At 55.2% G+C, this 17,313-nt stretch carries 15 protein-coding genes and 1 tRNA gene; 10 read left to right on the top strand and 6 right to left on the bottom strand.

Going from position 1 to position 17,313, the window contains the following annotated elements:
- Positions 1-45 precede the first annotated feature (45 nt).
- Positions 46-372 (top strand): DUF6793 family protein, encoded by a 327-nt coding sequence (locus ABD890_RS06435; RefSeq protein ID WP_345087035.1) that lies wholly within the window; start codon positions 46-48, stop codon positions 370-372.
- Positions 373-687: 315 nt separating this feature from the next.
- The gene (locus tag ABD890_RS06430; protein ID WP_345087034.1) at positions 688-915 is read left to right on the top strand and encodes a hypothetical protein; all 228 of its coding nucleotides are present in this window, start codon (positions 688-690) and stop codon (positions 913-915) included.
- A gap of 243 nt (positions 916-1,158) precedes the next feature.
- Here ABD890_RS06430 and ABD890_RS06425 read toward each other — a convergent pair whose 3' ends face one another.
- Together ABD890_RS06425 and ABD890_RS06420 are read right to left on the bottom strand one after the other, a co-directional pair.
- Positions 1,159-2,247 carry a hypothetical protein gene (locus ABD890_RS06425; protein ID WP_345087032.1) on the bottom strand — a complete coding sequence of 363 codons (1,089 nt, stop codon included), beginning with the start codon at positions 2,245-2,247 and terminating at the stop codon, positions 1,159-1,161.
- A gap of 436 nt (positions 2,248-2,683) precedes the next feature.
- The gene (locus ABD890_RS06420) at positions 2,684-3,292 is read right to left on the bottom strand and encodes a superoxide dismutase (RefSeq protein WP_345087030.1); all 609 of its coding nucleotides are present in this window, start codon (positions 3,290-3,292) and stop codon (positions 2,684-2,686) included.
- A 298-nt stretch (positions 3,293-3,590) separates the two neighbouring features.
- Here ABD890_RS06420 and ABD890_RS06415 point away from each other — a divergent pair, with 298 nt between their 5' ends.
- The gene (locus ABD890_RS06415) at positions 3,591-4,526 is read left to right on the top strand and encodes a cupin-like domain-containing protein (RefSeq protein ID WP_345087028.1); all 936 of its coding nucleotides are present in this window, start codon (positions 3,591-3,593) and stop codon (positions 4,524-4,526) included.
- A gap of 54 nt (positions 4,527-4,580) precedes the next feature.
- Here ABD890_RS06415 and ABD890_RS06410 read toward each other — a convergent pair whose 3' ends face one another.
- Entirely contained in the window at positions 4,581-4,988 is a 408-nt protein-coding gene (locus ABD890_RS06410) for an NINE protein (protein WP_345087026.1), read from the bottom strand.
- Positions 4,989-5,093: 105 nt separating this feature from the next.
- Here ABD890_RS06410 and ABD890_RS06405 point away from each other — a divergent pair, with 105 nt between their 5' ends.
- From ABD890_RS06405 to ABD890_RS06385, 5 genes are all read left to right on the top strand, one after another.
- Positions 5,094-5,852 (top strand): 2-phosphosulfolactate phosphatase, encoded by a 759-nt coding sequence (locus ABD890_RS06405; protein ID WP_345087024.1) that lies wholly within the window; start codon positions 5,094-5,096, stop codon positions 5,850-5,852.
- 211 nt (positions 5,853-6,063) lie between these two features.
- Positions 6,064-6,138, top strand: a tRNA-Pro gene (locus tag ABD890_RS06400).
- 283 nt (positions 6,139-6,421) lie between these two features.
- Positions 6,422-6,898: a hypothetical protein gene (locus tag ABD890_RS06395; RefSeq protein ID WP_345087022.1), complete on the top strand. Its 477-nt coding sequence runs from the start codon at positions 6,422-6,424 to the stop codon at positions 6,896-6,898.
- Positions 6,899-7,639, top strand: a complete 741-nt coding sequence (locus ABD890_RS06390) for a caspase family protein (protein ID WP_345087020.1) — start codon at positions 6,899-6,901, stop codon at positions 7,637-7,639.
- A 511-nt stretch (positions 7,640-8,150) separates the two neighbouring features.
- Positions 8,151-8,624 carry a hypothetical protein gene (locus ABD890_RS06385; protein ID WP_345087018.1) on the top strand — a complete coding sequence of 158 codons (474 nt, stop codon included), beginning with the start codon at positions 8,151-8,153 and terminating at the stop codon, positions 8,622-8,624.
- 492 nt (positions 8,625-9,116) lie between these two features.
- Here the strand turns inward: ABD890_RS06385 and ABD890_RS06380 are convergent, their stop codons facing one another.
- Positions 9,117-11,729 carry a S9 family peptidase gene (locus ABD890_RS06380; RefSeq protein ID WP_345087016.1) on the bottom strand — a complete coding sequence of 871 codons (2,613 nt, stop codon included), beginning with the start codon at positions 11,727-11,729 and terminating at the stop codon, positions 9,117-9,119.
- A gap of 760 nt (positions 11,730-12,489) precedes the next feature.
- On the opposite strand from ABD890_RS06380, the gene ABD890_RS06375 reads away from it, so the two are divergent.
- Both ABD890_RS06375 and ABD890_RS06370 read left to right on the top strand, forming a co-directional pair.
- Entirely contained in the window at positions 12,490-13,806 is a 1,317-nt protein-coding gene (locus ABD890_RS06375) for a hypothetical protein (protein ID WP_345087014.1), read from the top strand.
- Between the two features lie 298 nt (positions 13,807-14,104).
- The gene (locus tag ABD890_RS06370; RefSeq protein ID WP_345087012.1) at positions 14,105-14,776 is read left to right on the top strand and encodes a GNAT family N-acetyltransferase; all 672 of its coding nucleotides are present in this window, start codon (positions 14,105-14,107) and stop codon (positions 14,774-14,776) included.
- 21 nt (positions 14,777-14,797) lie between these two features.
- On the opposite strand, the gene ABD890_RS06365 is transcribed toward ABD890_RS06370, so the two are convergent.
- Together ABD890_RS06365 and ABD890_RS06360 are read right to left on the bottom strand one after the other, a co-directional pair.
- The gene (locus ABD890_RS06365; RefSeq protein ID WP_345087010.1) at positions 14,798-15,943 is read right to left on the bottom strand and encodes an aminotransferase class V-fold PLP-dependent enzyme; all 1,146 of its coding nucleotides are present in this window, start codon (positions 15,941-15,943) and stop codon (positions 14,798-14,800) included.
- A gap of 406 nt (positions 15,944-16,349) precedes the next feature.
- Complete coding sequence (locus ABD890_RS06360; protein WP_345087008.1) at positions 16,350-17,120, bottom strand: class I SAM-dependent methyltransferase; 771 nt, start codon at positions 17,118-17,120, stop codon at positions 16,350-16,352.
- Between the last annotated feature and the right edge of the window lie 193 nt (positions 17,121-17,313).

The following is a 17,313-nucleotide window of genomic DNA, read 5'->3' as shown; positions in this document are numbered from 1 at the left end:
CTGCTCGCTCTTTCTCTTGAATCTTCGTTGAAAGGAGATTTACCCATGGCGCTTTTCGAGGTCGAAACGAATGCACATATCGTCATCACCTGGGCGGATGACGAGAACCAAGCCAAAGGCCAGGTCTACGACAACTACCCCGGTGATGACATTATCCGCATCTCGAAGCGTCCACGCATGTCGTGGGTGATCTCGAAGGCGGCACTCGGCCTCACAACAGGGCCGCTCGATCCATGCGTAGTCGCTCGCGAGTGCTTGTCGAAAGCGGAAGGAGACAAGGTCCACGCGATCCGGTTGTATATGAACGAAACCGGAAACGACCTGAATCAGGCCCGCCGCGCCATTGAATCTAACATGGTATTGGGCTGGTAACGAAACCCAGCAACCAGCTTTGATATCTGGATCTGTCCGATCCGTGGGGACCGTCCGGCCAAGGTGCGGCGAGCGATATATGTCGCCGCGGATGGTCCCCCTGCGGTCGACGGACTTTACCCGGATGAGGGTTTGCCGTTATCGGCATTCTGAAGGGAAAAATCCGGGCACTTAGGCTGGTTTCGTGCGGGAATTACGTTGCAGGTCTCCGCAAATCTTTCACCTCCATCTCAATTCATTGAAATTGAGTGATCTGCCAGGAGGAAACGGTTCGATGGAAAAGGAACCGCATCTATTTTCTTGGGAGATTGAGCTATGAATCAATCCATTCACCGAGCAACGGAAAAATGGATTTCCGTGAGTGCCCCGGGAGGGATGGCGAGGCAGGTTTTTGTCGACGTCTTTGATGCGACGGAACATGCCTGGAAACGCGTTGGCACCTTCGCAGATCGTGCTGCCGCTGAAAAAGAGATGACTGCACTGAAGATTAAGGGAACTCTTTCCCGTGTGATTCAGCAGTCGTTTTGTCCTACCGGACGGTAAACCGTCTTGGGCAAGGAGCCAGGTTTCTTCGGAGTCTGGCTTTCGATCTTACCGCGACCAATCCCAGGGTAAGTCCACCCTGGGATCGCGCGGCAAGACTTCTTGGGTCGCCACGCGGACGATCGGTTCCCCTGCGAAAGTCGCCAAACCACTTGTCTTCATCGCGAGATCTGTGCGCATAAAAAAAGGGAGCGATCATGAATCGCTCCCCCGTGGTGTTGTTCGATGAGCTTCGCCGGCAGACTAGCGAGTGTATGTCGACGTCGAAGGATACGAGTCGGTGCTGCCGTAACGCGAAGTAGTGCCGCTGGAAGAGCTTCCGCTGTAGTCAGCAGTGCCACCTGGGCGATAGTGCGAATCGGCGCCCGCAGCCGAAGTTGCCGAAGCAGTCTGGTAGCTTGGGCTGGTCATCGACTGATAGTTGTTTGGATTCGGGGCAGCGGTGCTGGAGTAGCTGCTGGTCGAAGGATACGAACTGCTCGACTGGCTACCGCTGGTTGATGGGTAAGCCGAACCGGTCGGAGTGCTGGTCGATGGATAGGTCGACTGCGGCGTCGAGGTCGACGGGTAGCTCGACTGTGGAGTCGAGGTGGTTGGGTAACCAGTGGCCGAAGGGCTCGAGGTCGATGGATAAGCACTGGTGCCCGTCGAAGCGGCTGGGCTAGTTGGGCTTCCGCTGTAGCTCGATGGCTGCGTGGCTGGGTAAGCCGGTCCACCGGTGTAGCTCGAACCACCGCTGTACTGCGAAGTGGATCCGCCAGGCTGGGTGTACGAGGTAGGTGGAGCCGAGTAACCAACCGGAGCGGTGCTGTTGTAACCGGCGGCCGAGTTGGCACTGGCGGTGTAAGCGGCTGGCGAGGTACCATAGCTGCTGGTCGGAGGTGCTGGGCTATAGCCACCGTTGCTGTAGCTCGACTGTGGACCGGCGGTGCTGGCCATCTGAGCCGATGGGCTCGGGCTTGGGCTTGCCGAGTAGAAGCCGCGTTGTGGCTGCATCGAGGCCTGGGCCGTTTGAGCAGCGCCGGCAGCGGCTTGCTGATAGTTGTATGGGCTGGTGGCCGTCGGAGCGGACGAAGGCGTCGCACCGGCCAGGTAATTCGGCGTGACAGCCGTACGGCTTGCCATCTGGGCCGAAGAAGGGGTCGGGGTTGAAGTCGAAGAAGGCGTGTTCGCCGCGTACTTCGGAGCTTCCGAGGCGCCAGCAGCCTTGCTTTCAGGAGCACCCCAGCGAGCCATGTAACCGTAGCCTGGCATCGACTTGCACCCCGTGGCTGCCACGGAAGTAACGGAAACGGCTACGGCAAAAAATAGCGACCAATGTTTGGTGTGCATTCGCATGGCGTCCTTGCCTTCGGATGTGCACGAGGTGGCAGCAAAGAGTCATTCTTCGCAAGCCAGCTCATTCGTTGATGTTTCTTGTTCGGACATGGTGGCGGCAGCTCATTCCTACAGGGGGTGAGTCCTGCGCCGGCCCGGCATGTCCCTACCTTTAGTTTCAGATCGGAAGTCGAAGAGAACTCCTTCAGACAATCCGACGTGAAATTTCAGAAAACTCCCCCTAATCTGACCTCAGATTTCGGAAAGCGTGGCGGATCGTAGTAACGCCTTTCAACCGGGTCAATGCCAGTGTCGGTGGGAAAGGGGAATGCGACGAAAAAAGGCCTGATCCCGACTTGGGGAACAGGCCTTTCGATGATGGCTCTGCTATCAGGCGCGGCTTACCGTTGCTGCGTTATCTGCGGCAGCGTTGGCATTGCCGGCGTTGCGACTAGCCTTTGGCAGCAGCGTAACGCGAAGCGACTTCATCCCAGTTGATGACGTTGAAGAACGCCGAGATGTAGTCTGGACGCTTGTTCTGGTAGTTCAGGTAGTAGGCGTGTTCCCAGACGTCGAGACCCAGGATCGGAGTCTTGCCTTCCATCAGTGGCGAGTCCTGGTTCGGCGTGCTGTGAACTTCGAGCTTGCCGCCCGAGACGCTCAGCCAGGCCCAGCCGGAACCGAAGCGTGTTGCGGCAGCGTTGCTGAAAGCTTCCTTGAACTTGTCGAAGCCACCCAGTTCGGCGTCGATGGCTGCAGCCAGATCGCCCGAAGGAGTGCCGCCGCCACCTGGCTTCATGATGGTCCAGAACAGCGAGTGGTTCGCGTGACCGCCACCGTTGTTACGGACAGCGCCACGGATGTTTTCTGGAACCGAGTTAATACCGGTGACCAGGTCTTCGATCGATTTGCCTTCGAGGTCGGTTCCCGCGATCGCATCGTTCACCTTGGTGATGTACGCCTGGTGATGCTTGGTGTGATGGATTTCCATCGTGCGAGCGTCGATGTGCGGTTCCAGAGCGTCGTATGCGTACGGCAGCGCGGGAAGTGTGTAAGCCATGGTCGAGATCCTCAACTTATTTCAATAGGTGTCGTTACGGGCAATTCAGGCGACCAGCCTATCCACCCCCGGCAGATGGGCTGACTTGCCGACAGAATAACGGATCCCCCGCACAGAGGCAATCATCTGCAAGCGGGACCATCATTCCATTCGTAACGGTTGCAGCGAATAAATCAATCGGGTCACCGCCGATCGTCTGGGGATTCAGCAAAGCATGGCAGTGCAGGGGACCTGGAGAGCAGGCCGCTACTAGACTTTTAAAACGCGAATTCCCTTAATATTCTCCGCGAGGCCCTTCATGTCGGTAGCAACCAGCCTGGTCGATTGCACATTCACCAATCAGCAGTTGGAAGATCGACCTCTGACCGTACAGCATCATCTGCTGGAAACCGGGCTCTTCGACGACGAGCATTTAATCCGCGTTCTGGACACTCATCCGCGCGATTACCTGAACGTCCACACCATGGGGACCGACGAAAATCGCAACGAGTGGCAGGAAGGAGATGCCTCGAAGCTTTCCGGCGAGCAGCTTTGGGAAGCGACTCAGGCCGGCCGCCTCTGGCTGAACGTCCGCAACATGGCCCAGCATCACACCGACTATCGCAATGTGATCAACGACCTGTACGACGAGTTGGAAAGCAAAGTGCCTGGCTTCAACGCCCTCGAGCGTTCGGCCAACTTGTTAATCAGTAGCCCGCGTGCCTTGGTCTATTACCACCTCGATATTCCCTGCAACATGCTCTGGCACATGCGCGGCGTAAAACGCGTTTGGGCCTATCCGCCACGTGACGATCGTTACGTGACTCAGCAGAAAGTGGAAGACGTCATCTGCGGCATCTGCAACGAAGAGCTCGACTATCAGCCAGAGTTTGATGCGGAGGCGATGGTCGTCGACTTGCAACCAGGACAGATGGTGACCTGGCCGCAGAACACGCCGCACCGGGTGAGCAACCTGGAAGGATTGAACGTTTCTCTAACGACCGAGCATCTCACGCCGAAAGCTCGCAGACGCATCAAGTTGTTCCGCGCGAATCGGTTCCTGCGGCATACCATGGGTTGCCGTCATCTCTCGCAGAATACCGAAGGCCTGGGCTACCGAATGAAGGTGTCGTCGTATGCCTTCGTCCGGGCCTGGGAAAAGATGTTCCCCAAAAAGGCCGAAGGTTACCACTATCCGGTAACCTTCAAGCTCGATCCGAGCCATCCCGCCAAGATGGAAGAGATGGCCAAGTAAGGCCGAACGCACCCAGCGTGGTCGGCCTTTTTCAACCGTCGAAGCTCCGTACGCTTAGTGCAGCGTGAGCGAGCGATTGATGTCGTCGACTTGCTGATTGATCGTCACCAGGTCGTATATCCATCCGATCCCGAACAGGCCACCCGTCAGCAGCCAGATGATACCGCTGATCCATTTGCCCATGTAAAAGCGTTGGATGCCAAACGCACCCAGGAAGACGGTCAGCAGCCAGGCCACGGTGTAGTCCAACGGCCCTGCTTTGAAGCGGGCGTTGCATTCGGCATCCATGGCCGGGATCAAGAATAAGTCAATGATCCAGCCAATCAGCAGGACACCGCCGGTTAGCATCCAAATAACGCCGGTAAGCGGCTTTCCATAATAAAAGCGATGCGCGCCGAAAATGCCGAACGCCCACGCAATGTAGCCGACGACGATGGAGTGAGTGTTGTTGCTTTCGCTCATTCCTCTAATAGCCCTTTCAGGTGATAATCTGGTTGTTGGGTTCGCTACCCATAATGTAGATTCGCTGACACGCCGAGAACATTGGATAGTTGCCAGGAGCAAATTTTGAAGACCAAGCGGATCGATGTCTACCTACTGCCTGCGTTGATGGGCGAAGCCGATCTGAGCCAGGGCGTTGCCGTTGTGATTGATGTCTTGCGGGCCACGACCACCATCGTTCATGCTGTCGCTAACGGGGCCGATTATGTCATGCCTCAGTTAACGATTGAGGAAGCACGCGAGCAGAAGACGCAACTGCCCACGGCGCTACTCGGTGGAGAACGTGGCGGGCAGAAGATCGAAGGGTTCGACCTGGGCAATTCGCCGGCCGAGTATCCCGCCCAGCGGGTAAAGGGGCGACCGATCATCTTCACTACCACGAACGGTACCAAAGCGATGCAGGCCTGCAAATCGGCCCGCGACATCTTCATTGCCGCCTTCGTCAACCTGACCGCTCTTTGCAACGAGCTGGCCGAGCACGAACATATTCATATTGTGTGTGCCGGGACTGAAGGAGAGATCACCCGCGAAGACGTATTGCTGGCCGGTGCGATCGTCGATCACCTTTCGTTGGGGCGTCTCGAATCGATCGAGCTGAACGACCAGGCCCAGATCGCGGCCGATGCCTGGAGAGAAGCGAAGACCGGACTGACGATGTCGACCCTGGCCGAGCGACTCAAACGCAGCCGCGGTGGTCGCAACGTTCTGCGGATTGGCTTGGAAGCGGATATTGAAATCGCGGCCACGCTCGACAAATTCGACGTGGTGCCGCACCTGGATACGACGAGCTGGAAAATCCGCGATCCCCGGAATCGGACCCCATGAGCGTCAATTTCGGTCGCCAGCCCAGCCGAAACGCCCCTGAGGGGGCAGGCTGGCCGCTATGAGGCCTTGTTTCCGCCGCGTAGAGTTGGCATATTGGTACCTTCCCCTCGGGTGCCGGGCGTCATCTAAGCGAACCGCCACCCACCGGCCGTGTCCTCCCGACACCGCCAGGCCCAAAGCACCCGCTTTCCGGCCACGAGGGAATCCATTCCGGGGTATAGCGCAGCCTGGTTAGCGCGTTTGACTGGGGGTCAAAAGGTCGCAGGTTCGAATCCTGTTACCCCGACTTATTCTGAACCACGTAACTGTCGATTCTCGCGGCAGTTGCGTGCAGGCGGCGAAGAAGGTCGCTTTCTCTGAATGCCGCTGTGTCACAAGATGTGTCACAGAGGTCAACCTCCCTTTCCAGAATCGCTGGGGCTTAGCTTAACGCGAGCTTGTAGCGTTTCATCCTCACCCTGGAAATCTTCTTGGTGACGGTGTTCATCTAAACGCGGCGATATCACCTTGTTGAAAGTGGTTGAGGTTTGCCCGTATGGGGGGTAAGATTTGCAGGCCTTGTTTGTGGAGTGAGCGTCGTAACAGTAGAGGTAGCTGTGTCTGCAATATTCCCAACGATTATCTCAACTTGTATTGCTTCATTGGTGGCATACGGCGTCGCTTACTTCCGAGCTCGATATGATGAGCGAAAAGCAATACATGATATGATCGCTAAAATGCTCGAGCTTGCGATGGCCTATCCTCACGTTGAGAGTGACGAGTTTTTAGATAACTGGCCTGACGTACCAAATGCAACGGATTCAGACAGGTTACGTTATGAAATCTACTGCTGCTATGTCTTTAATCTCTTGGAGCGGGTGTGGCTTTTCTCAAAGGACGACTACTCTGATGAGGGGAGCGTTGCTAATGAAATTCTTCACGTTCCTGAAATCATCGCAGATCACAAGCGATGGTGGCTAAGTGACAAGGCAAACCAGAATGGGTACACGAGAAGTTTTCAGAGCTATGTTGACAGGGTTATCGCTGACTTAGGAGAAGGTGAATAGATGAAAAGAAAAGCAATATTGATTGAATCGTCAAACCTAGATCGTCAACAAGACTTGCCAGGTGCCAGGGCAGATGTTGAAAGCTTTCGCCGATTCTTGCGTTCAGACGCTGGCGGAGACTGGTACGACGATGAAATTGTGATACTGCACAAGCCATCCTACCAGGACCTACAAAGGGAACTTGATAGGGCATCGAGCTGTGACTACTCATTCATTACCTTCAGTGGACATGGAGAGCACGTTCAAGGCAAGACGGTGGATGAGACGAGAGTCTGCCTAAACGAGGAGACTGATCTTGCAGCCCATCGACTCAACCCTGGAAACGATAAGTGTACTATTCTAATTGATGCTTGCCGTAATGTTGTTCCAGAGCGAGTGACAGAACAATATGCTAGGTCTGCCATGCTCAAATTCGCATTGAACTCGGGGAAAACAGGGCATCGTCGTATTTTCGATCTCGCGGTTGCAAAGTGTGAAATCGGGCCAGTCTTTCTTTATTCCTGCAACCTCAATGAATCAGCAGGTGAAAACGACAACGGAGGCTTCTTTTCTACATTCATGGTGAGTGAAGCCGAAAATTGGTTCGAGAGATGCAACGATTCAGGAAACGTATATCTTTCAATGAGGTCAGCATTTAATCGTGCCAGTCCGGCAACAACTCGGCGACAACCTCAGCAGCATCCACAATATGAGGAAGGTAGAAGACAGAATTCGTTTCCATTCGCGGTCTATGTTCCTTAGGTATTTTGCAAGTTCAACAACTCCGTTGATTAAGTAAATACCTACAACACTTAATGCTGCGTACGTGTCTCTGAGTTCCTCGCTGTTGGTTGGTGCTTTTCCGCGTTCAACATCCCCAGCAGGTGTGAGGGGACGCCGATCGCGGAAAAGCATCATCCAGCAAGCCGAGGGCGATCTACATTCCGCCTGTAAACAGCGGAGCCACCGGTGGTCTCTGCTTTTAGAGACACATGTCCGCACCGCCTATAAGCCGTCACGCCATCACCCAAAAACATGTAAATCATGAAGCCTGTGTGGAAGATCCCGCGACTCATCGCAAGGTTTCGACGATGTGAAAAATGCGGGAAGCGTGCATGCGTCGTTCGAGTCAAAGACGATAAAGGGAACGACGACTTTGCGTTCCGCTATTTGATGCTCACTCCAGAAAACGGCTGGGAAGATCGTGGTTGGCAACTCGACGAATACGGGGAATTTGAGCACTGGTACTTAGACACAGGACGCTAACCATCGCATGTACGGGAGCGGCGATGGCCAGCGATTTGGGAAATTAACCTCAGGGCCCGCCGCCCCTTGGTGCGGTCGCTATAAACCAATGAAACTCATCTACTCACCACATGCCGAACTCGAGTTTCAGTATACGGTCGAACCACACACTGCAGCACGTAAGGTGACGATCGATGTAATCCGCAACTGGTCGAGTATTACGGACTTGGTTGCATTCGCCGAATCTCGCCACGGTTACGAAAACAGGGACGGGTTCTTTGGCATCACCTATGGCAGTGATCTTGATGACTTCGATCGTGAGAATGGAATTTCAATCCCGAACGACTACGTCGAAGCGAACGCAGGGTATGGCGCGTGTGGCGGTGAAACGCACCAACTTCCCGAATCGGAATACCTCGAACTATTGCGACAGTTCTTGGTCCTGAAAAATCGCACGGAATTGGCGACTCGGGTTGAAACATTGCTCACAAAAGACGTATGACAAACGGTGGCACTCGGAGCCGCGGGCTGGTGGACTCGGTCGTTCCACCCTCTCTTACGATCCATCAAATTCCAATGGCATCAACCTCGAACTACAACGCGAGAGTGCAGAAGTTAACTAGGTTCTTCACTGCCTCAAAGATCACGCTCGACGAGTACGCAGAGAACCTACTTCTATCTTGTGTGACCTATCCCGAGGTCGATGAACTCACGGCCCGCGAAGTCGCTGCGACCATTCCTAAGACTGCCCAGGCAAGAGTGCGGCAGGAAATCGAAAAGATACTTAGCCCAAGCTTTCGTTTCCCTGACCTCCATTACGACGGTCCCGGACCAAGCCCTGAACTTCGCGAAAACAAGCGGTGCGTTTACGAGAATCGAATCCGATGGTGTTCCCATGCATTGAAACAAGCAATGACAACGGAGTAGCTGATCATGCCGTTACCGCAAGATCGGCTGCGTGGGCGATCTTGCTTTGGGATTCGCTTCGTCCCGCTTATTCGCTTTTTCCTTCGCCGATGGTGCGGAGGAGGAACTCTTCGTACTTTCGCATCCGGCCCAGGCGTTTGACGTCGCCGCCGAGGCCGTGGCCTCCGGTTGGGTCGAGGAAAAGTTCGACGTTCGTTTCTTTGCCGGCCTTCAGCAAGGCTCGGTAGACTGCCATCGTGTCTTGGAAGAGGACGTTGGTGTCTTCCATGCCGTGGACCAGCAAGAGCTTCCCCTTGAGGTTCTTCGCCAACGGGATCAGCGAGTATTTTTCTTGGTCTGGTTTGCCCTTCCGCGATGGACCGACCGTGCCGGTCGAGTACCACGAGTTGTAGTTTTCCCACTGCGTCGGCCCGGCACCAGCCATGCCGACTTGGAAGACGTCTGGCTCGGTGTACAAACACATCTGCGTTTGGAAGCCACCAAAGCTCCAGCCGTAGACCGCCACGCGTTGATCATCGGTGTTGTAGTTCTCGGTCATGAACTTGACGCCGTCGACCAGGTCTTCGACTTGTGGCTTGCCCACTTGTTCAAAGTTCGACTTCTCGAACAAACCGCCGTAGCCTGATTGCCCACGTGGATCGACGACGATCGTGACGTAGCCATGTTTCTGGGCCATGTACATCTGGAAGAAGTAACCGTCAGAACTGTAGCTGCCATCGTTCACGCTGTGGCGACTGCCGAGCGGACCGCCATAAACGTAGATCAACAGCGGGTGCTTGTCCCGTTTCTTCCAGCCTTCCGGCTTGAACATCATGCCGGCGATCGTGTGCCCGTGCCGGTTTTCGTACTCGAAGAACTCGGGCTCGATCTCGACCATCGCCTTCGCTTCGTCAGGATGCGAGTCGGTGATGGTGGTGACCTTTCCCTTTTCGTTTTGGGCAACCAATTCGGTCAATTCGCCGAAGGTGACGTAGTTGCCGATCATTCGTTTGCCATCGTTGCTGACGGCCACGTCCGAGAACGTTCCGTCCTCTTTGTTCAAGCGAGTCAGTTCACCTTCTTCCAAGTCCAGAACGTACACCATCAATTGGGCAGCCGACTGTTTAGTCGCGGTGACGAACAGTTGCTTGTGATCGTCCGAAAAACGAATCGGATAGACCTCGAAGTGTCCGCTGGTCAGTTGACGAACGCTTTCGTACAGCGGATCGAGCAGATGAACATGGCGAAAGCCACTTTGTTCGCTGATGAAGACGATCGATTTGTTATCGCCAGCGAAGTCAGGCGACACCATCCCAGGCGTATTCGGACCGCCGTAATGCTTGAACTGATAAACGGTCTTGGCGTCGATCTTCAGCAGTTCCGGCGCGGCGGTCGAGCCACCACGAGGACCACGACGGCCTGGCGTTCGATCTTCGGTGTCCTTCTTCTTCGCTTCGGTCATCTTGGTGCCGAAATCTTTTTGACGCTCGCGTTTGGCGGTCTTCGTCGCTTCGGCCAGTTCTTTTTCGGATGGCCACTTGGCGAGCCGGATCTGGACTTCGGAGTTCTCTTGATCGAAGAAGCAGAAAGTCACTTGTTCGTTGTCCAGCGACCAGCGAGGCGAGCTGATCACGTCGCGGGGTTCGTCGATCGTCTCTTCGAAAATCTGGATCAAGTCGGCATGCTCGGTCTCGGCTGCATCGAACTCGTAAAGGTAGACCTTAATCGTTTGTGGTTTGACTTCGTCGTCAGAAACCTGTCGCGGCACGCTGTCGGACTTGGCAAACCGGTCACGATAACGAATGATGTCCACCGTTCGCCCGCCGGAATAATCACGGGTACGGCTGATCAGTACCATGCGTTTGCCATCGGGGCTGATCGCATACTGGCTGAGGTTTTCGCCGGAAGGCAGGTTCGGGCTAAGCTGTTCGACCAGATGCTCGCCAAAGGTAAAGCGGAGGACGGCGTCGTCGCGGCGGACGGTATATCCAGAGCCATCCGGCAGAAAGGCGATCTGCGATTCCCGTTCATCGGTCTTGGTCAGACGAACCGGCTCTGGTGCGTCGAGATCGTCGATCAGGTAAACATCCCCTTCGGAAATCATCAGAATGCGATTTTCGGTCGGGTGCCACTGGAACGAGGCGATGCCGGAGTAAACCGGTGCGTACTCGTCGTCGGCGTCTTTCTCGGAAACGTTCAGGTAGATTTCTCGTTCGGCCTCTAGCTGCTCTTCGGTCTTTTCCTCGTCTTCCTTCTTGGAGTCATCCTTGTCTTTGTCCTTTTCTTCTTCCTTGTCGTCGGACTTCTCTTTCTCGTCCGCTGGCTTTTCCTCTTTGTCCGCCTCGGGCTTGTGCTTCTTCAGGCGGTCTTCAATGACGATGCGCGAGGATCGCTGGAACTTCGACATCATGCCGATGTCGGTGATGCGCTCGGCCTCGCCCGTTTTGAAGTCGTAAATCCAAAGGTCGCTGCCATGCCGGCGTTCCTTGTAAGGACGATAGAGGTAGGCCGCGTAGCGTCCGTCGGCTGAGAATTCCGTACCCCGGGCCGAAGGACCGAACAGGCTCTTTTCGGGAAAGAGATCTTCGAGTTTCAACTCGCCCTTGGCGTCGTCGGTCTTATTGTTCTTTGCGTAAGTAACCGCGGGAAGCAAAGCCGCGATGACGAAAACCATCGCCAAAGAAAGTAAGAATCGTGGCATGTTTTACTGTCGCTTGCTGGATGAAATGATCGAGGCAGAACGGATGGATAAACGCGAGCAGATGGGGATGACGTCAACTTGGGGGACATCAATTCCGTGCGAACGAAATAACGCGTGTTGATCCCGCAGAAGTCACTAGTGACTCAGTATAGTTGGGGGAAATGCGAACGATGCGTGATTTCGTACGACGGGTTATTTCATCATAGCGCAGATGCTCCGCAGACCGGAATCCTGTTCCTCTCGAAGAAAAAACAAATCCTTGGCGAGATTTCTTGCTTCCGCTTGCCGGCTGAAAGAATGCCGCAGGACCGCATCGCATAATGACGGAAATTGGAGACGCAGGACGCATACCACGGCTTCCCGGTTTTGAGAACGTTGACGTCGATCCCAAGATTGTTGTTGTCGCGATTGCAGTTGGGGCGGTGGCGAGCCCTCTGGAATTCCCCGGCGTTCGGGGGAGGGACGAGCCAAACGCGTTCGCTCAAGGGAGCGTAAGGCTCTGTTCAGAAGACTTTACCGCTGCTAGAGTTGGCGTTGAGGCGAATACTGCGGATCGAAAAGACTGGGAAGCCTAGATCTTGGCTGTCGTTACCTTTTTTCGCTCTGGCTCAGTTTTTCCTCCCACCCCTCGTTTGCTATAACTTTGGCAAATTCAATCCCACTCCTGCCTGATCGCGTACTGCCAAGACGAACGCAACTTTCGTCTCACCAGAATTATTGGGAACAGAGACGCTTTCTGGTCCTTTGAGGAAATATGCTCATGGCTGCTTCACCTTCGATTCTCGCCGACAAACTGCACGAGTACCCTCAGCAAGACGTGATTGATGGGGCCGGTGACGGTATCGATGCGGTTCTCGACGGCTGCCTCAACCAGAATGGCGGCGTGTTGCAACTTCTCCACCGCTACGCAGGTCGTACATTCTGTACTCCTGGCAAGCGAATTCGCCTGGACGAGAAGTCTTACTATCCCGACTACATGGGCGGCACCGGCCTCGATGAAATCTGGATGTGCTGTACCGTGCCGATCGTGACAGGCGTCATCGATACTCGCACGAACAAAGCTCCCTTTCGTGAAGGGGAAGCGCACGTCCTCACTCCGGATGGCAAGGTGATCGCCCTGCAAGATTTGATCACCGCCAATCCTGAAGCGGTTATGGGCGAAAAGGTGACGGCGTTCTCGAAAGAGATGTTCGGCAAGGCAACCTGGCCGATCGTGTCGAAGAAGTTCGACAACCTGAACCCGATTCCCAATCACCTTCACTGGGCGAAGTGGGAAGTCTACGACATCAACTCGTACGACAATCCTGGCGTCAGCCCTTCGCATTATCACACCACGGCGATGGGGCTCTATCCGTTTGTGACCAAGGACCAATTCCTCGATTGCATGAAGCAGTTCGGCAAGGGCGAGTACAACGGCATTCGCCACTTGGCACCGCACACCATGATGCGACTTGACAACGGCTTCACGATGCCGAACGGCGTGCTCCATTCGCCAACCGACCTTTGCACGCACGAACTGCACGTCACGATGGACGAACACTTCCTGGCGGAAGACGTAACACTCGACGGTCGCATCAGCGCCGAAGCAGCGTTCTACGCTTGCCGCGAAGAAGACTATCCGAAGTCGCGACATGAAGACTGGGATTACCTGGTCGATCAGTTCGACTTTGCAACGAACCAGGACCCCGACTTCGTCATGAAGAATTCGCGTCCAGCGATCACGGCTGAGGAATTCAGTGCCGAAGGTGTCGACGCCAAGTGGATTGTTTACGGCGAACTGCTCGGCGATCAGAAGTGCTCGATCCTGCGTCTCATCCTGAAGCCAGGGGCGAAGATGAACTTCTGCCCAGAGTGCCCGACGATGTTCCACACCAACGGCGGCAGCGGTCGCGTGGGTGGGCTCGCCGTGAACTACAACCAGAACATGATTCTTGGTGAACTTTATTCCGAGATCGGTTTCATCACCCAGGTCGCGCTGAACAACGGCGGCGTGGAAATCGAAAACACCGGCTCCGAGCCACTCGTGTTGACGTTCGACTTCCCACAGAACGCCCACAGCAAGACGCCTGGTACCTAATCGTAACCGCACGATCAGTACCGGCTTCGTTCGTCCCTAAGATCGAGGCCAACAAGTCCACCTGAAGAGGTTGCCGAATCCGGCAGCCTCTTTTTTTTATGGCTCGCTCCGGGGCAAGGGCAGGGCGTTTATCACTTCGGCTGTCGCTTCGCCGAAAGCGGTTGTATCGATTGTGCTGACAGACAACCTGTCAGGAAGGGGGCGATTGTCATTTGCTTGGGTGGGGATTCGGTTGAAGACTTGGGAAGCCACGACCATTTCGTTTGGCTTTATCAAGTCCTTTAAGGTACACCGAACCATGCTTCCTCCGAACTACAGCATCCGTCAAGTTGTCCCTGAGGATTATGAAGCCATCATCGAGATCTGCAAAATGGTCTACCCGGAGGAAACGCCTTACACGGTCGAAGAACTGGAAGACCATCGTCAGGTCTACCCGCAAGGGCAGTTCGTCGCGGTCGAAACCACACGCAACGAAGTCGCTGGCGTTCACTTTACGCTGCGGCTGAAGATGGTCGATTTTCATATCGACGACTCGTGGGATATTCTCACCTCCGGTGGATCTTTCCTCGATCACAATGCGGAAGGTCCGACGTTGTACGGTGCCGACATCATGGTCCACCCGACGCACCAGCATCACGGCCTCGGCCATGCGTTGACCGATCAGGCCCGTTTCCTGGTGGAAGCCGAGGGACTGTGGCGAATGGTCGGTGCCAGTCGCCTGCCAGGGTACGGACAGCACCGCTCGGAAATCAGCGCCGATGCCTACGTTGAAGAAGTGGTCAACGGAACTCGATTTGACCCTGTGCTGAGCATTCATCTGAAGGATGGCTGGACCGCCGTCCGGCCCATCCAAGGCTACCTGCAACACGACCCCGACAGCGCCGGCTGGGCGGTTGTCATTCAATGGGTCAACCCAGAGTGCCCGCCGCCACCGCAGTTCGAATTGGGCAAGTTGTCTTCGACGGTTTAAGGCTGGCTTGGGTTACATCACTTAGGCATTTGTCACGATTTCTCGCATCGCGTTGACGAACGTCGCGATGTCTTGTTCGGTCGTGTACGCATGGGCCGAGACGCGGATGAACATGCGGTCTTGCCAACGAATGACTGGGGCCTCGATGCGGTAGTTATCGTACAGCCGCGTCTTGAGGGCGTCGGACTCGAGCTTTAGAGCTGTGACATCGATGAGGCCCATTTGCTGGAAGAAGGCATTCGGGTGAACGCGCCGGATGCCTTCGATCTGCGAAGCCTGATCGACGGCCGAGCGGACCAGGTCCCAGGCCTTCTGCCGAGCTTCGCCGGTGAAGTGCTTCTTTTGCCAGGCGATCGCTGCCGGAACCGCCAAGAATGGAGCCGGGTCGTGGGTGCCGAGCCATTCGTGGTTCGAGACAAACTCGTTCTCGCGATGAAACGTTTTCTCAGGCCCCCAGCCCCAACCAACGACCAGCGGGTCGACCATCGGCTGGCGGTCTTCCCGCACGTAGAAGATGCCAGAACCCTTCGGGGCGCAGATCCATTTGTGGCAGGTCGCCGTGTAGAAGTCGGCCCCCAGGTTGCCCAAGTGAACTGGGATCTGTCCCGGAGCGTGGGCCCCGTCGATCATGGTGAGGATGCCCGCTTCGCGTGCCCGTTGGCATATCGCCTCGGCCGGCAACGTCAACGCGGTCGACGAAGTGATGTGGCTCATGAAGATGAGCTTCGTGTTCTCGTTCACGCCTTGCCAGAACTCGTCGACGATCGCTTCGTTCGATTCAACTGGCAGCGTGATCGCTTGCTGGACTACGCGAAAGCCTTTCTGCTCGGCGGCATACTGAAATGCAAACCGACACGCGCCATACTCATGGTCGGTGATCAAGACTTCGTCGCCTGGACCCAGCGGCAGACAGCGAGCGATCGTGTTTGCAGCGAACGTCGGATTCGGAACGAAGACGAGCTCGTGTGGTTGCGATCCTAAGAATTCGGCCACCTTACGGCGGGCATCCGCCAGCAGTGTTGGCAATTCACGCTGCAGAAATCGAACCGGTTGCCTCTCGAGCTGAAGTTGCCAATGCTGGTAATCTTCGAACACTTCCTTGGGGCAAGCTCCAAACGAACCATGGTTGAGGAACGTGACTTCAGGATCGAGAAGAAAATCAGACATGTCGTGAGCACCGGTGATTTCAATGACTTGAAGCGAAACGCAAGCGGTCGGAGTTGGCGGCAATGCGGGGCGGCAGTATCTGAGTATGAAAAACGAAACGACAACGTAAAAGCGTACCCAGGTCAAAGGAGACGCTACTCAGGCAGAGGTTCAGCTGACGTGGTCACGTCGCCATCTGCTGTCAGACAAACTCGTCAAAAACAACACAATTGCCGCGGCCCCTAACGGGGACTTAAGGTGCGAGAGTTCCTAATTTCGACGTACTCAGGCGGCCTGTCAGCCCATCGGATCGCTATCGTCGTTTCGGAAAAAGTCGGGCAAAAATTTTGGTCGGGAAAGAGGCCGTCCGCCGAAGAGGTTGCATCGTAATCGTCGTGCGAGGGGGCGAGCAGGGTAGGAGACTGGCCTACGGACAGTCGACCTCATAGAGATATCCGACCGTGTGCATTTCAAACAAATTGCCGACGACCCATTTTCCCATTTCATCGAGTAGCATCTGTTTGGACATTCGATCAAGGTGGCTTCCAAACAGGAACCGTAGAATTTTCATTCGGTTCTCTTCTGAGTCAGGGAAGCGAAGCTGGTAACGAGATGGTGTCTTTGAGAATTGATAATTCTGATCCACGAGCACCCGTTCCAGGTCTTCGCAGATGTAGTAAGGAACCGCCTCGCGCAACGAGTCAAAACCCGACTTCCAAAGTTGAACCAGGCCGTTTTCCAGTCCCGACATCGCCAACATCAGCTTGCCGCCTGGCTTGGTGAGCCAACGCAGCGTCGTCACGCATTTCTCGAGGTCTTCCACGTAGTACAGAACATGGTTCGAGACGGCCAGATCGAACTCTGGCACCGTCCCGGCGCCCGCCGGCAAACGTTCCCAAGTGGCAAGCGGGAACTGAGTGAATGGAGCAACTCGCTCGACTGCTAACTTCAATTGATGTGCGACTGGCTCCATCAGCGTCATCTTGAGCCGCCGGGGCGACCACTTCAATTTGCGAAGCAAACGAACGGTGAATTCTCCACTTCCGCAGCCGAAATCGAGCCAGCGAATTAACGAGCGTTCAACTTGGAAATCGGCCAGCTTGCGAGCATAGCAGATGGCATCGCATTCCGCTTCGGTCCCATGGTCCATAAAGAACTCGTAATCACTTTCGATGGGGCCGAAGTCTTTCTTGGGCATTGTTGATTACCAGCGTACGCGTCGAGAAAGTGTTGAGAGATATTTCCACTTATAAGAATAGCTCGCAGTTACCCACAGAGTGGAACCGCAATCCGTAACCCGAGCTGGGTTATTTTACGAGAGATGCCCCTTTTTCAGGAAAGGCGAGAATAGAAACCGAAGTTCTAGCAGCGAACCTGAAAAAAGAGGATGC

The organism is Bremerella cremea (assembly GCF_039541315.1).
GTDB lineage: Bacteria > Planctomycetota > Planctomycetia > Pirellulales > Pirellulaceae > Bremerella > Bremerella cremea.
Note: the sequence above shows the minus strand (reverse complement) of the source record. Positions and strands in the feature narration are given on the sequence as shown.